Genomic DNA, 14,636 nt, shown 5'->3' with positions numbered 1-14,636 from the left:
ATACTGTGAGTTTCGCAGTAAGCTGAATGTAATCGTATGTAATTAGAGGACGAACTACTTGGTGGTTCGTTCTTTTTTTATGTGCGTCGCTTAGCCAATCACTGTGTTGTGTATTTTGCTCAAGGTGCGACTCAATCATCTAGGAGCAACATCATGAAAAAACTCATCACCACTATTATCCTATCTCTAAGCGTTTGCCTAGGACTCCTCTCTTCGGTGTCGGCTGCACCCAAAGCGGACCAATATGAGGGCATACCGATCAGCGTTAACATCAATACCGCCCCAGCAGAGGAGTTAGCCACGCTGCTGATAGGGGTTGGTGAGCAGAAGGCGCAGGCGATCGTCGATTACCGTGAGCAACATGGCAAGTTTGAGACGGTTGAACAGCTGTCCCAAGTAAAAGGAATTGGCCCGTCTCTATTGAGTAAAAACGCAGACAGAATCAAGCTGTAGTCTAAGCTATCTAAATGATCTCAAGAGGTATCTTGAGCTCAATTAGGTCCTTCCCCATATCTAGTTAGGTATGGGGAAAATCTTTCCCCTGGAATGTAAAAACTCGCTATTTGCATGAGCATCTGCCCAGATTTTTGTATATAATCAGCGCCGCATTTGGGTTAAGCCGGATCAGAGTCACAGAGTTTACGTCAGTTTGCTGTTTTTTAGCGCATTCTTCTCTGATCATGGCACAAGCAAAAATAAATGGAGTAGACCATGTCTTCACAAACACCCATCGTCACAGTTGACGGGCCGAGCGGCGCAGGAAAGGGCACATTGTGCATGCTGATTGCCAATCAATTGGGTTATAAGCTGCTAGATTCCGGGGCGATCTATCGTGTGCTTGCACTCGCTGCAATCCACCACGGCGTTGACCTAACGTCAGAAGATGCTTTGGTACCACTTGCGACGCACCTTGACGTGCAATTCATTGCCGAGGGGGACTTAGTGAAAGTGATTCTCGAAGGTGAGAATGTCTCCAATGAATTGCGTAAAGAAGAAACGGGAATGGCTGCATCAAAAGTTGCTGCCTTGCCACGTGTTCGCGAGGCGTTGCTACGCCGCCAGCGTGCTTTTGCCCAAGCGCCAGGCCTAGTCGCTGATGGCCGTGATATGGGCACCGTCGTGTTTCCCGAAGCGCAGGCAAAAATCTTCCTCGATGCCAGTGCCGAAGAGCGGGCACATCGCCGTATGAAACAGTTGCAACTCAAGGGCGTAGATGTTAGATTTGACGACCTTTTGAGCGAAATCCAGGAGCGAGACGATAGAGATCGTAATCGTCCTGTGGCGCCGCTGCGTCCTGCGAAGGACGCGTTAGTGCTGGATTCCACCTCGATGTCAATTGAGCAAGTGGTTGAAAAAGCACTGGAACATATAGAATCTAAACTGGCTTAGCCCTTAAGGCTGGGCTTGTATGGAGCGTTGGTTGCAAGGATGATAACCGGCGAAGTTAATAACCCCACGCGGTAGGATGCCCGTGGAAGTTTAAATTAATTGAAGATTGAATAATGACTGAATCTTTTGCTCAACTCTTTGAAGAGTTTCTAAATGAGACTGAATTCCAACAAGGTACTATCGTTAAAGGTACTGTAGTCGCTATCGAGAACGGTTTCGTTCTTGTTGACGCTGGTCTTAAGTCTGAGTCTGCTATCCCTGCTGAACAGTTCAAGAACGCTGCTGGCGAACTTGAAGTTGAAGTTGGTTCTGAAGTAGACGTAGCGCTTGACGCTGTTGAAGACGGTTTCGGTGAGACTCAGCTTTCTCGTGAGAAAGCTAAGCGTCACGAAGCTTGGATCGTTCTTGAGAAAGCTTACGAAGAAGCTGAAACTGTTGTTGGTATCATCAACGGTAAAGTTAAAGGCGGTTTCACTGTTGAACTAAACGGTATCCGTGCATTCCTTCCTGGCTCTCTAGTAGACGTTCGTCCAATCCGCGACACTGCTCACCTAGAAAACAAAGAGCTAGAGTTCAAAGTTATCAAACTTGACCAGAAGCGTAACAACGTAGTTGTTTCTCGCCGTGCAGTTATCGAGTCTGAGAACAGCGTTGAGCGTGACGAACTTCTAGAAACTCTACAAGAAGGTTCTGAAGTTAAAGGTATCGTTAAGAACCTAACTGACTACGGTGCGTTCGTAGATCTAGGTGGTGTTGACGGTCTTCTACACATCACTGACATGGCTTGGAAGCGCGTTAAGCACCCTTCTGAGATCGTTAACGTTGGTGACGAGATCCAAGTTAAAGTTCTTAAGTTCGACCGTGAGCGTACTCGCGTATCACTAGGTCTTAAGCAGCTAGGCGAAGATCCATGGGTAGCAATCGCTAAGCGTTACCCAGAAGGTCACAAGCTAACTGGTCGCGTTACTAACCTAACTGACTACGGCTGCTTCGTTGAAATCGAAGAAGGCGTTGAAGGTCTAGTACACGTTTCTGAAATGGATTGGACTAACAAGAACATCCACCCATCTAAAGTTGTTAATGTAGGCGACGAAGTTGAGGTTATGGTTCTTGAGATTGACGAAGAACGTCGTCGTATCTCTCTAGGTCTGAAACAGTGTAAAGCTAACCCATGGCAGTCATTCGCTGAAGCTCAAGCTAAAGGCGACAAAGTTACTGGTAAGATCAAGTCTATCACTGACTTCGGTATCTTCATCGGTCTAGAAGGCGGCATCGACGGTCTAGTTCACCTATCTGACATTTCTTGGAATGTTGCTGGCGAAGAAGCTGTACGCGAGTACAAGAAAGGCGACGAAATCTCTGCAGTAGTTCTAGCAGTAGACGCAGAGCGTGAGCGTATTTCTCTAGGCGTTAAGCAAATGGAAAACGACCCATTCAATGCTTACGTTGCTGACAACAAGAAAGGTGCTCTAGTTAACGCTACTGTAACTGCAGTAGACGCTAAAGGTGCAACTGTTGAGATCATCGAAGGCGTTGAAGGTTACATCCGCGCTTCTGAAGTATCTCGCGACCGCGTAGAAGACGCTTCTCTAATCCTAAGCGCTGGTGATGTTGTTGAAGCGAAGTTCACAGGTGTAGACCGTAAGAACCGCGTAATCAACCTATCTATCAAAGCTAAAGATGAAGCTGAAGAGCAAGAAGCAATGGCTTCACTGAACAAAGCAGACGATGGTTCGTTCGGTAACGCTATGGCAGACGCATTCAAAGCAGCTAAAGGCGAGTAATTCTCCCCTTAATGGTTGTTAAAAAGGAGCCCTCGGGCTCCTTTTTTGTTTTCTACTCCTCATTGAACTCATCGAACCTTCTCTTTTCTTCCTCCGTCGCCTCTCGCAGTGCAACGGTTCCGCCTGTCGTTTCTCTTCAGCAGGAAGTCAAAAACACCGTTAGTTGTCAAAGATTTAGTTAGTTTGTTGTCAATTAAGCCGGATTTATTAGCCAAGGTGCTAAATTTCAACTAAATTTGACTTAGTGCTCATAGGCCTACGGCGATGAGCGGAACCGAAAAGAGAACTTCATGCCGATCAACATGGCTGCTTTGCATTGGGTTGCTATTATTTACTCGTAGAGTGACGCAAGTATTTGTTGAATCTAATAATGTTGTCTATAATCTCTGCTAAAAGAACAAGACGAGGACAAACATGACTAAGTCTGAATTAATCGAGCGAATCTGTACTGAACAACCGCATCTGTCCGCCAAGGAAGTGGAGGATGCCGTTAAAGATATTTTGGAACAGATGGCGAATACACTCGAGGGCGGTGACCGCATCGAGATTCGTGGCTTCGGCAGTTTTTCCCTGCACTACAGGGAGCCACGAGTAGGGCGCAACCCAAAAACAGGCGAAAAGGTAGAACTGGAAGGCAAGCATGTGCCCCACTTCAAACCAGGCAAGGAGCTGCGTGAGCGGGTGAACGGCGCGCACTAGTAAGCAAGAATAGAAAAAAGCGGTATACCTTAGGTGTACCGCTTTTTTATTGGTTAATTGTGCAGAGGCATGGTTTATCAGTGGTTTTTGCTGCATAATCGCTATACCGCAGCCGCCTCAAGCTTTGCTGTCAATGAGCGATGGTCGTAGGTACAGCCAAACATAATGGAGAACGTGGATGATGAAAATAATTAAGGTACTAGCAGTAATAGTCCTTTTTCTTACTGCACTTGCGTTGGGGTCCCAGAATCAGGCCATTGTCACGTTTAACTATCTACTGGCACAAGGCGACTTTCACCTCTCGACTCTGCTCGGTGGCGTTTTCGTCGTCGGTTTTATCCTCGCTTGGATATTGTTTGGTACCTTACATCTGCGTGCGAAGCTACAGATCACTAAGCTAAAAAGACAGCTGAAAAAGTACGAAGCCGCCAAGCCCGCTACCACACCGACAACAACGGCTGCGTCAGAATAAGTTAGATTGCCGACCGAATGTTAGAGTTATTGTTTTTATTACTTCCCATTGCCGCCGCTTACGGTTGGTATATGGGAAGTCGAAGTGCCAACCAAGAGCGCCAAAAGCAGTCAAACCAGTTATCCAGACAGTACGTTACTGGTCTTAACCTGTTGCTCTCTGATCAATCAGATAAAGCCGTTGACCACTTTATTGAACTCTTGCAGGTCGATGACGATACCATCGATACTCACCTTGCTCTGGGTAACCTTTTCCGCTCTCGCGGTGAGGTCGATCGGGCGATAAAAATACACCAAAATCTCATTTCCCGCCAAGGCCTGACGATTGATCAAAAAAATATTGCTCTGCAGCAGTTGGCGAAGGACTATATGGTCTCCGGCTTCCTCGACCGAGCCGAACGTATTTTTGAGCAGCTCATCGATGAGCCTGAGCACCGCACCGCAGCATTAACCCAATTGATGGTGATTTATCAGCAAACCAGAGAATGGAATAAGGCGATTGAGTGTGGAACCACGCTGATCAAACTGGGTAAGCAACGAATGAATGGCGCTGTTGCTCATTTTTGGTGTGAACTCGCCCAAGAGCAATTAGCAGAGAGTAATCCAGCCAAAGCAATCTCGTTATTGGAGAAAGCCCTCAAAACTGATACTAAGTGTGTTCGCGCGAGTATCGTACTTGGCAAGCTCTATCTAGAGCGTGAAGACTACCAGAGCGCTGTAGGGTACTTTGAGCGCGTCTTGCAACAAGACCGAGATTTTGTCGCTGAGGTACTACCGCTGATTGCCGATTGCTACCATCACTTATCTGAAGAAGAGCAACTGGTCGCTTTTTTACGCGAGTGTATTAGCAATAAGGCTGGCGTATCAGCCGAGCTTATGTTGGCGCAGCTTGTGGCTACCCACGATGGGGTTGGCGCTGCGCAAGAGATATTAACCCGCCAGTTGGTTAAAAACCCAACCATGAAGGGCTTTCACCGCTTAATTGACTATCATATTCAAGAGGCGGAAGAAGGGCGCGGTAAAGATAGCCTGACGACCCTACAAAGACTGGTTGGTGAACAGTTGAAAGCGAAACCCCACTATCGTTGTCGTAAGTGTGGTTTTGCTACTCATTCGGTTTATTGGCACTGCCCATCCTGTAAAGGGTGGGGCTGCATTAAACCGATCCGCGGGCTTGATGGCGAGTAAGCCTCAGGTTCGATTGTTATAAAAGTTAGGAGATGAAATGAACGACCCAAAAGTTATCGTTGCACTTGATTATGATAACCAAGCTGATGCGCTGGCATTTGTAGATAGAATTGACCCAGCAAGCTGCAGACTGAAAGTGGGTAAGGAAATGTTCACTCTTTTTGGTCCAGAGTATGTGAAAGCGCTACACCAACGCGGCTTCTCGGTTTTCCTTGACCTGAAGTTCCACGATATCCCAAACACGTGTTCTAAGGCCGTTCGTGCGGCTGCGGAGATGGGTGTATGGATGGTGAATGTCCACGCCAGTGGTGGTGAGCGCATGATGACGGCATCACGCGAAATTCTTGAGCCATATGGTAAGGATCGCCCACTATTGATTGGTGTGACTGTGCTAACGAGCATGGAGCAAACTGATCTAGCTGGTATTGGTCTTGATATCGCGCCGCAAGAGCAGGTGATTCGCTTGGCTCAGCTGACCAAAAACTCGGGTCTTGACGGGGTTGTCTGCTCTGCACAGGAAGCCAACATGCTGAAGACACAGCTTGGTCAAGAGTTTAAGCTTGTGACCCCAGGTATTCGTCCTGCCGGCGCAGATGTAGGCGATCAGAAGCGTATCATGACTCCTGTTGATGCTATTTCTGCGGGCTCAGATTACCTTGTGATTGGCCGTCCAATTACTCAGGCTGCTGACCCTGCCAAGGTGCTAGCTGAGATCAATCACTCTCTGGCTTAAGCCCGATTTAGTCATCCGTAACCCAAAACCCTATTTATATTGCTCGGTCTACATAAATAGGGTTTTTTGTATCATATCAAAGCGCGGTTACTCATAATTGACCAACCCTTTAGAATAGTGATGTCACTTGGGTATAGTTGGATAGGCTATTTTAATTAACTAGCGTTTGGCTATTTGAAATAATAATGTACTCATAGTGGCGAAAATTAACTGGTTTCACAAAGTTATTAACTATTTGGTGGTTTGATATTATTTTCTTAGCTTGGTCTGATTATTTTCTGTTTTGGTAGTTAATTCTGTTGAATGGGAATAGTGTGGCTAATTGTTTTAATTTTCCATGGTTTTATTTATCATTTACTTAGCATAGAAGTCACTATCTCATAGTAACATAGAGTAACCTCTGGCTACTTAAGATGGTTACTTATAAAAATGAATTTAGTAAGTGTAGTATGAATAAAATAATATCATTATTAGTTTTAACCTTCCTGTCAGGTTGTGCTTCGGGAAAAATTGGACCTGAGCCTTCTGACCTTCGTATGGCTCTTGTCTATGGCAAACTGTCATTTGACTACGTGGATGATGATAAGCAAACCGAGTTGACAAAAGGCTATCCAATTAGCATTGAACTAAGGTTTAAAAATGTTAAAACAGGTAAGATAGAGGTCGTCACTTCCAGCAACAGTCATGGTTACTTTAGTACCTTTAAGATTGAACCTGGTCAGTATCAATTTGCGTTGGCCAAAATTGTCATTGCACTGGGTGAAGGTGAAGGGACCTATACGATACGCGGTCATGACCATGAGGTATTCGATATTCAAAAAGGGGTAGCAAACAATTTAGGTCAGGTGCGTATTATAGGTAATTTGGATACGTTAAGATTTGTTATTTCCATGTTTGAAAATACAAATGATGTTGAGTCATACTTCCTTGAGAAAAATCCGAATAGTGATTGGCTAAAGCGTAAGAGAAATGATGATCACAAGTTGGTTAAGACAGAACGACTTATCTAGTTACTGTAAATATATTCCCAAGCAACCTCAATATGCAGTTTGAGCGCGAGTAGCTTAATTTGCGACCGAGTCGCTCGTTCCAATATTTAATCACTATTTATTGATAACGACCAACGAGGATTGCGGGTCAAGCACACTCGGCGGATAGTTTTAACGTGGTAAAGGTTATTAACTTGGTAAACAGGCAGGCTCGGGTATGGCACTATTTACCACCTTGTTAGTAAAGCTATCCGCCTAGCTTAATATAGAGCTTAGAAAACCGAACGTGGCTCGTAGAATTTATCCGCATTGTGCTTATCAACTAGCTCAGCGGCCAGGATAACGCGTGATGGTGAGGTATGGTATAGAGTTCCTAGATTCTCTTCTTTTAACCCTGTCACCGCAAGACCAATACCTGAAGCAATCATATTGGCAGGATAAGTCACCGTAGCGCGTACTACAGGGTCTTCATCAATAATCATCTTGATAATATCTTTAGATCCCGCGCCACCAAGTACAGTTTTGATCTCTGTGCGTCCAGATTCTTTAATCGCCTGCATGACGCCTTTGAGCATATCGTCGTCTTGACACCAAACTGCGTCAATATGAGGATGGCGCTGGAGCATGTTTTCCATCACCGCCAAGGCTTTTTGAGTCGACCAGTCAGCAGGCTGGCTATCAAGGATCTCAATGTTCTTGTAGTTGGCTATGATCTCGTTAAAGGCATCAACACGCTGCTTATTAATTGGGATCGACATACCCTCAATCACCACGACCTTACCTTTTTTGTTCATCTCCTCAGCCAGCCATTTGCCGCTGACTGAACCTAACCCTGCGTTGTCACCGGCGATAAACACATCTTGGGCAGGCTTGGCCAGCTCACGGTCAACCACTACGGTGTAGATACCACTCTCGTAAGCTTCTTCAATCACCGTTTGCAGTGTCGCTGGGTTATGCGGCAGTACGACCAGAGCATCAATACCACGGATCATTAGATCCTCAATATCACCCACTTGTTTAGAGCCTGAGCTTGCCGCGACCACAAAGAATTCTACATCATAGTCAGAGTCTTTAAAGTCTTTGGTCGCTTGCTCTGCCCACCATAGCACGCCGCCGGTCCACCCATGGTCAGCAGAGGGAACAGAAACCCCTATTTTATGGGTTTTTGCTAAGGCTTGCGTGGTGCACAACAGCAAAGCAAACAGGATAGCGAAGCCAAACTGCGTAAACTTTTTAACTAGTAACATCATTTAGTTCTCCTATTTTACGGTGTTTGATTTACTCTGAGCGTTTAAATTGCATCAGTACTGCGACCAGAATGACCAAACCTTTTACCGTTCCTTGTAGATATGGGCTAACGCCCATGAGGTTAAGCATGTTGTTGATTATGCCTAGAATGATTGCCCCTACGACTGTGCCCCATATCGAGCCTTTGCCACCGGACATCGCTGTGCCACCAATCACGACTGCAGCAATGACGTCCAACTCATAGAACAGCCCGGCATCCCCTGGACTGATCGAGTTCAGTCTTGAGGAGAGCATCACAGCGGAGACCCCGACCGTAAAGCCCAGTAGGACAAAGGTCAGAAAGACAATTTTTTGCACATTGATCGCCGAATACGTGGCGACCTTTGGGTTGGAACCCACCGCGCAGACATGTCGGCCAAACGCTGTATGTTTGAGCAGCACATGACCGATGACCGCAAGGATTAAGAATACCCACACAGGGATGGGTAGCTCGAGAAAATAACCGGTACCAATCTTGGGATAGTAAGGGTTGTTTGAGACCACTTCACCCGCATCACTGATGTAGAGTGTGAGAGAGCGGTAGATGGACATGGTAGCCAGCGTCGCAACAAAGGCCGTGATCTTACCAACTGTGGTGAGCAAGCCATTAATCACGCCAAACAGCGCGCCAAGTATCATCGCCGCCACAATGGCCAGTGACACGGCCATCCATCCAACGCCGAGGTAGTTAAGCAGCATAATGATCAGCGCGCCAACCAGCGCCAGTGCCGAGCCAACCGACAGATCGATGCCGCCAGCGATGATCACAAACGTCATGCCGATCGCAATGATCCCGGTGTAGGAGACTTGACGCAATATGTTGGTCAGGTTGCGGGTCATTAAGAAGTGTTCGCTAGCCATGGCGGAGATCGCGACAAGGATGACGAGCGCAATCAAGGGGGCAAAAGTCGCCCAGTTTACTGCACGTAATTTGTCAAACACGGTTGCTGATTGACCGTTATCCTGCTTGTGCACAGGTATCGTTTCGCTCATGATAAGACTCCTTGTGGCTGATTGGGCTTGGCTGCATCCTTTAATCCGGCAGCGAGTAACATAATTTGCTGCTCGGTAATATCCTCCCCCTGAAGCTCGCCTTGCTGCTGCCCCTCGCGCATGACAATGATGCGATTTGAGAGCCCTATTAGCTCTTCCATTTCAGAGGAGATAACGATGACAGCCAATCCTTGTTTGGTCAGGGAGTGAATGAAGTGGTAGATATCTTTTTTGGTGTTGACGTCAACGCCACGGGTTGGCTCATCAAGGATCAAGATCCTCGGCTGGGTATCCATCCATTTCGATAGGTAGACTTTTTGTTGGTTGCCTCCACTGAGGTATTGCAGCTCGGTGTGTGCGGTTTCGGTCTTAATGTCGAACTGGTCGATATAACGCTCGGCTTGTTGCTTGGTTTTACTATGATTAATCAATAGGTTTTGGTATTTATCGAGTGAACAAAGGGTGATGTTTTCAAACAGATTAAAGTTGAGAATCAACCCACTGCCCTGACGGTCTTCGCTCAGATAGGCGAGGCCCTCAGATACGGCTTTTTTGACGTTGCTTGGTCGATAAGGACGGCCAAAAATTTGGATGTCTGCTGATTTTATTTTTCTTAGGCCCATCAGCGCCTCAGCGATCTCAGTACGTCCACTGCCAACTAAGCCGCCAAGACCAAGCACTTCTCCGCAGCGAACCTCGAGGTTGATGTTAGAGACCAGTTTAGTCAGGGATAACCCCCGCACTTGCAGTGCTAATTCACCAAGTGATTGGTTTTTATCCGGAAATATCTGGTTAAGCTCGCGACCAACCATCTTGGTCGCCATGTCATGTTCGCTGATGTTAGCCACTTCATCGATGGAGACGAGCTCGCCATCACGTAGGATGATCAGGCGATCACACAACTGTTTCACTTCTTTGAGTTTGTGCGAGATAAACAGGATCGTCACACCTTGGCGTTTGAGCTTATTGATCAGATCAAACAGGATGGTGACCTCATGATGGGTCAGCACTGTCGTGGGCTCATCCATGATCAATACCCGCGCATCATGGACTAAGGCCTTAGCGATCTCCACCATCTGTTTTTCAGCCACCGTCAGGTCTTCGATTAAAGCGTCGGGAGAGAGTGGGGTGTCCAGTTGCTCGAGTAATTGCTGGGTACGACTGCGCATCTCGCGCTTATTGAGGAGTTTTCGCCCCAACGTGCCCTTTGAGCGGATTTCCTGACCCAAGAAAATGTTTTCAAACACATTCAAGGTCGGGACCAGATTAAACTCTTGCGGGATCATGGCTATCCCGAGCTTCTTCGCATCAGAAGGTGTGCGGATATCAACGGGTATACCATCCATCTCAACGGTGCCACGGGTGGCGTGATAGATCCCATCGATGATTTTTAACAGCGTCGATTTACCTGCACCGTTTTCTCCAAGTATGCCAAGCACCTCTCCTGCACGAATATCTAGGCAGATATTGTGCAGGACAGTGACCTTAGAGAATGATTTGCAGATATTATTCAGACGCAGTAAGGGAGTCACTGAGTCTGTGTTCATCTACATCTCCTTAAGAGATATCCAATCACCATTGAGCTCAGAGGACTGAATGACGGCAGAGATAAACTTCATGCCGTCAAGGCCAGTGTTGATATCTGGGATCAAGCTTTGCTCAAGGATATCGGCTGGCTGCTCTCCGTTGCGCTTCTTGTCTAGGCAGTTTGCCGCTTCGGTATACAGGTTAGCGAAGCCTTCTAGATATCCCTCAGGGTGTCCACCCGGCGTTCTCGCCAAATGCGCTCCAGTATCAAGATACCCGTTACCCGCGCGGGTTAAACGCTGAGTCGGCTGACCAAATGGACTGAATGCCAGCACATTCGGGTTCTCTTGTGCCCATTCAAGTCCTCCCTTGTCGCCATAAACGCGAATACGTAAGCCGTTTTCGTTCCCTGGCGCTACTTGGCTACTCCACAGCATTCCCTTGACGCCTTGATCAAAGCGCAGCATGACATGCACGTTGTCATCAAGCTGACGCCCGCCGACGAAGGATGTCAGCTCTGCGCTGACTTGATCGAGCTCTAATCCAGTGACAAAGCAAGCTAAGTTGTAGGCGTGGGTTCCGATATCGCCGAGGCAGCCAGCTGGACCTGAGCGAGTGGGGTCTGTGCGCCATTGCGCCTGCTTGTTATCGCCGTGTTCAGCATCGGTGGTGAGCCAGTCTTGAGGGTACTCAACCTGAACGACTCTCAGCGTGCCAAGATCGCCCTGCTGCACCATTTGTCGTGCTTGTCGAACCAGTGGGTAGGCGGTGTAGTTATGGGTGAGGAAGAAAAAGGCCTGTGATTGTTCAGCGATCTGTTTAAGCGCTTTGGCATCCTCGAGAGTTGAGGTTAAGGGTTTGTCGCAGATCACCGAGATCCCAGCCTCAAGAAAGGCCTTGGTGACAGGAAAGTGCATATGATTCGGGGTGACAATCGCCACCACATCGATACCGTCCTCACGCTGGGCTTCCACCTTGGCCATTTCAGCATAATCAGTGTAGATGCGCTCCGATTCAAGCCCAAGTGCCTTGCCAGAGCGAAGTGCTTTGTCATGGGTTGAACTTAATGCACCAGCCACCAACTGATAATGACCATCAATGCGGGCGGCAATGCGGTGTACCGCACCGATAAAGGCGCCTTCTCCACCGCCGACCATACCAAGTTTGAGTTGTTTCATGTCAGCTCTCCTTACTTCAGACCAAGAATGCGCTTGTTAGCGTCAACATCTGTCGCTGCATCAGCAAAGTCATCAAAGGCTTTATCGGTCACTTGGATGATGTGTTGGTTGACAAAGTCGACGCCCTCAGCTGCCCCTGCCTCGGGATGCTTGAGGCAACATTCCCACTCTACGACCGCCCAGCCATCGAAGTCGTATTGCGACAGCTTGGAGAAAATGGCACTGAAATCGACTTGGCCATCACCTAGTGAGCGAAAACGCCCCGCGCGCTCAGTCCAGCCTTGATAACCACTGTAAACGCCTTGCTGTGCGCTTGGGTTGAACTCGGCATCCTTGACATGGAACATCTTGATTCTGTCGCGATATCTGTCGATAAAGGCCAGATAATCAAGTTGTTGAAGAACAAAGTGGCTTGGGTCGTAAAGAATATTGGCGCGAGGGTGGTTATCAACCGCGTCGAGGAACATTTCAAACGTCACGCCATCATGCAGGTCTTCACCTGGATGGATTTCATAACAAACATCGACACCGGCTTGATCGAACGCATCAAGGATAGGCTTCCAGCGGTTAGCCAGTTCGGCAAAACCGGTCTCAATTAACCCTTGTGGACGCTGGGGCCATGGGTAAATGAATGGCCATAACAGCGCGCCAGAGAAGGTCACGTGTGCGGTAAGACCCAAGTTTTTTGACGCCTTGGCAGCGAGCATCATTTGCTCGACAGCCCATTCTTGACGCGCAGCTGGGTTGTTATGGACATGCTCAGGGGCGAAGCCATCGAACATCTCATCATAAGCAGGGTGAACAGCAACAAGTTGGCCTTGTAAGTGGGTACTCAATTCAGTCAATTCAACATTGTGCGAAGCTAAGACGGCAAGGAGAGAGTCGCAGTAGTCTTGATCATGGGCTGCTTTTTCAAGGTCGAACAGCCGACCATCCCAGCTGGGAATCTGTACCCCTTTGTAACCTAATTGACTTGCCCATGCGACGATAGTGTCGAGGGAATTAAACGGCGCCTCATCAGAAGCAAATTGCGCGAGAAATAGTGCTGGTCCTTTGATTGTTTTCATTACTCACCTCGTTTATTAAGACCACAAAATGTAATCGTGTACATAAATCAGGGAATAAAATGCACTAGGATTGATTGGCTATCGTTTAGTACATTCTTTGAGCAAAAACATGTTTTAATGGTTAATATATCGACAAAAAAGACCGTTTTATACGCAATTAGTGGTGTAATGTGATCGGTGTGTTTAATTAGTAAACAATTATCGTAGATAATTTGAACGGCTCGATGTTGCTTGGTAACCTGTGAAAATTGTAAACGATTTCATTTTGCAAGGTGGAAAGATGGTCACAATTAAGCAGGTCGCCAAACTGGCCGGGGTTTCGACAGCCACGGTATCGCGCACTCTGATTCACCCTGAGCAAGTGCGCGCCAAAACCCGACAAAAAGTTGAGCTGGCGATCCGGGAAACCAACTATACGCCAAATGCCACCGCGCGTAATTTACGCCGCAGTGAATCGCGTGCGATAATTGTTATCGTGCCTGATATCGAAAACATGTTTTTTGCTGAGATTGTCCGCGGCATCCAGTTGGTGGCACAAAAATATGGCTACAAGGTGCTCTTGGGCGATACCGTACATATAGTCGACCAAGCTAAGGAGTATCTAGAGCTTGTCAGCTCGTGCCAAGCCGATGGGGTGATTTCACTGACCGCAGAGCTGCCCGCGGAGTATCAAAACGAGCCAGATATCCCAATGGTCATGGCCTGTGAGTATTTCCCTGACTCGGCGATTCCGACAGTACGAATTGATAACTACGGCTCAGCGAAAAAAGCGGTCGACTACTTGATTGATCTCGGGCACCAGCACATCGGCTGCATTACAGGCCCGATGGAGAATCCCATCTGTATTGCGAGAAAGGCCGGCTTTCTCGCCAGCCTAGAGCAGGCTGGTATCGGTGTTGAGGATCAAGCGATAGAGTCGGGGGACTTTAGCTTTGACTCGGGTTATATCGCTTTTCGCCGCTTACACAAGCAGTACGCCATGACCGCCTTATTCTGCTTCAATGACATGATGACGCTCGGCGCGATGCGAGCGGCGCAAGAAATGGGCATAAAAATCCCTGAGCAGATGTCAGTGGTCGGGTTTGATGACTTGCTGTTCAGTCAGTATTGCAGCCCAACCATTACCACGATCAAACAGCCTCAGAAGCTGATTGGGGAGACCGCAATGAAGGTCTTGATCAAGTTGATCAAGACCGGTAATGCCGCTAAAGAGACCGTTATTCCTACTCAACTATTGGTAAGGGACAGTTCAACGGTCTGTTCATTGAAGAGGCGAGAGGCGGGATCGCTCTGCCCCTAGAGTCGAGTGGCGCCCGGCTAGAGGCGCTCGG

The 14,636-nt window shown here is 47.7% G+C and carries 14 protein-coding genes; 9 read left to right on the top strand and 5 right to left on the bottom strand.

Annotated features, from left to right (window positions below):
- The first annotated feature begins 153 nt into the window (after nucleotides 1-153).
- From ACSTTG_RS10615 to ACSTTG_RS10580, 8 genes are all read left to right on the top strand, one after another.
- The gene (locus ACSTTG_RS10615) at nucleotides 154-453 is read left to right on the top strand and encodes a ComEA family DNA-binding protein (protein WP_438458417.1); all 300 of its coding nucleotides are present in this window, start codon (nucleotides 154-156) and stop codon (nucleotides 451-453) included.
- A gap of 258 nt (nucleotides 454-711) precedes the next feature.
- Nucleotides 712-1,389, top strand: a complete 678-nt coding sequence (cmk, locus tag ACSTTG_RS10610; RefSeq protein ID WP_438458418.1) for a (d)CMP kinase — start codon at nucleotides 712-714, stop codon at nucleotides 1,387-1,389.
- A gap of 113 nt (nucleotides 1,390-1,502) precedes the next feature.
- Nucleotides 1,503-3,173 (top strand): 30S ribosomal protein S1, encoded by a 1,671-nt coding sequence (rpsA, locus tag ACSTTG_RS10605; protein ID WP_438458419.1) that lies wholly within the window; start codon nucleotides 1,503-1,505, stop codon nucleotides 3,171-3,173.
- A gap of 414 nt (nucleotides 3,174-3,587) precedes the next feature.
- On the top strand, nucleotides 3,588-3,872 hold the full coding sequence (ihfB, locus tag ACSTTG_RS10600) for an integration host factor subunit beta (RefSeq protein ID WP_438458420.1): 285 nt from the start codon (nucleotides 3,588-3,590) through the stop codon (nucleotides 3,870-3,872).
- 181 nt (nucleotides 3,873-4,053) lie between these two features.
- On the top strand, nucleotides 4,054-4,344 hold the full coding sequence (locus tag ACSTTG_RS10595; protein ID WP_438458823.1) for a LapA family protein: 291 nt from the start codon (nucleotides 4,054-4,056) through the stop codon (nucleotides 4,342-4,344).
- Nucleotides 4,345-4,361: 17 nt separating this feature from the next.
- Nucleotides 4,362-5,531: a lipopolysaccharide assembly protein LapB gene (gene lapB, locus ACSTTG_RS10590; protein WP_438458421.1), complete on the top strand. Its 1,170-nt coding sequence runs from the start codon at nucleotides 4,362-4,364 to the stop codon at nucleotides 5,529-5,531.
- A 37-nt stretch (nucleotides 5,532-5,568) separates the two neighbouring features.
- Nucleotides 5,569-6,264: an orotidine-5'-phosphate decarboxylase gene (pyrF, locus tag ACSTTG_RS10585; protein ID WP_438458422.1), complete on the top strand. Its 696-nt coding sequence runs from the start codon at nucleotides 5,569-5,571 to the stop codon at nucleotides 6,262-6,264.
- A 449-nt stretch (nucleotides 6,265-6,713) separates the two neighbouring features.
- A complete protein-coding gene (locus ACSTTG_RS10580; RefSeq protein WP_438474768.1) occupies nucleotides 6,714-7,274 on the top strand; it encodes a hypothetical protein in 561 nt (186 codons plus the stop codon).
- 251 nt (nucleotides 7,275-7,525) lie between these two features.
- Here the strand turns inward: ACSTTG_RS10580 and ACSTTG_RS10575 are convergent, their stop codons facing one another.
- From ACSTTG_RS10575 to ACSTTG_RS10555, 5 genes are read right to left on the bottom strand one after another with little or no spacing between them, the layout of a single operon-like run.
- Complete coding sequence (locus ACSTTG_RS10575; RefSeq protein ID WP_438458424.1) at nucleotides 7,526-8,503, bottom strand: substrate-binding domain-containing protein; 978 nt, start codon at nucleotides 8,501-8,503, stop codon at nucleotides 7,526-7,528.
- A 28-nt stretch (nucleotides 8,504-8,531) separates the two neighbouring features.
- On the bottom strand, nucleotides 8,532-9,533 hold the full coding sequence (locus tag ACSTTG_RS10570) for an ABC transporter permease (RefSeq protein ID WP_438458425.1): 1,002 nt from the start codon (nucleotides 9,531-9,533) through the stop codon (nucleotides 8,532-8,534).
- Entirely contained in the window at nucleotides 9,530-11,080 is a 1,551-nt protein-coding gene (locus ACSTTG_RS10565) for a sugar ABC transporter ATP-binding protein (protein ID WP_438474767.1), read from the bottom strand. Before ACSTTG_RS10565 ends, ACSTTG_RS10570 begins: the two co-directional genes overlap by 4 nt.
- Nucleotides 11,081-12,238 (bottom strand): Gfo/Idh/MocA family protein, encoded by a 1,158-nt coding sequence (locus ACSTTG_RS10560; protein WP_438474766.1) that lies wholly within the window; start codon nucleotides 12,236-12,238, stop codon nucleotides 11,081-11,083. It abuts the gene before it with no gap.
- A gap of 11 nt (nucleotides 12,239-12,249) precedes the next feature.
- A complete protein-coding gene (locus tag ACSTTG_RS10555; protein ID WP_438474765.1) occupies nucleotides 12,250-13,305 on the bottom strand; it encodes a sugar phosphate isomerase/epimerase family protein in 1,056 nt (351 codons plus the stop codon).
- 280 nt (nucleotides 13,306-13,585) lie between these two features.
- Between ACSTTG_RS10555 and ACSTTG_RS10550 the strand changes: the two genes are divergently transcribed.
- Nucleotides 13,586-14,605, top strand: a complete 1,020-nt coding sequence (locus tag ACSTTG_RS10550; RefSeq protein ID WP_438458429.1) for a LacI family DNA-binding transcriptional regulator — start codon at nucleotides 13,586-13,588, stop codon at nucleotides 14,603-14,605.
- The last annotated feature ends 31 nt before the right edge of the window (nucleotides 14,606-14,636 follow it).

This window comes from Vibrio glycogenivorans (genome assembly GCF_051660965.1).
GTDB lineage: Bacteria > Pseudomonadota > Gammaproteobacteria > Enterobacterales > Vibrionaceae > Vibrio.
The sequence above is the reverse complement of the archived record's forward strand: the minus strand, read 5'-3'. Positions and strand labels throughout refer to the sequence as shown.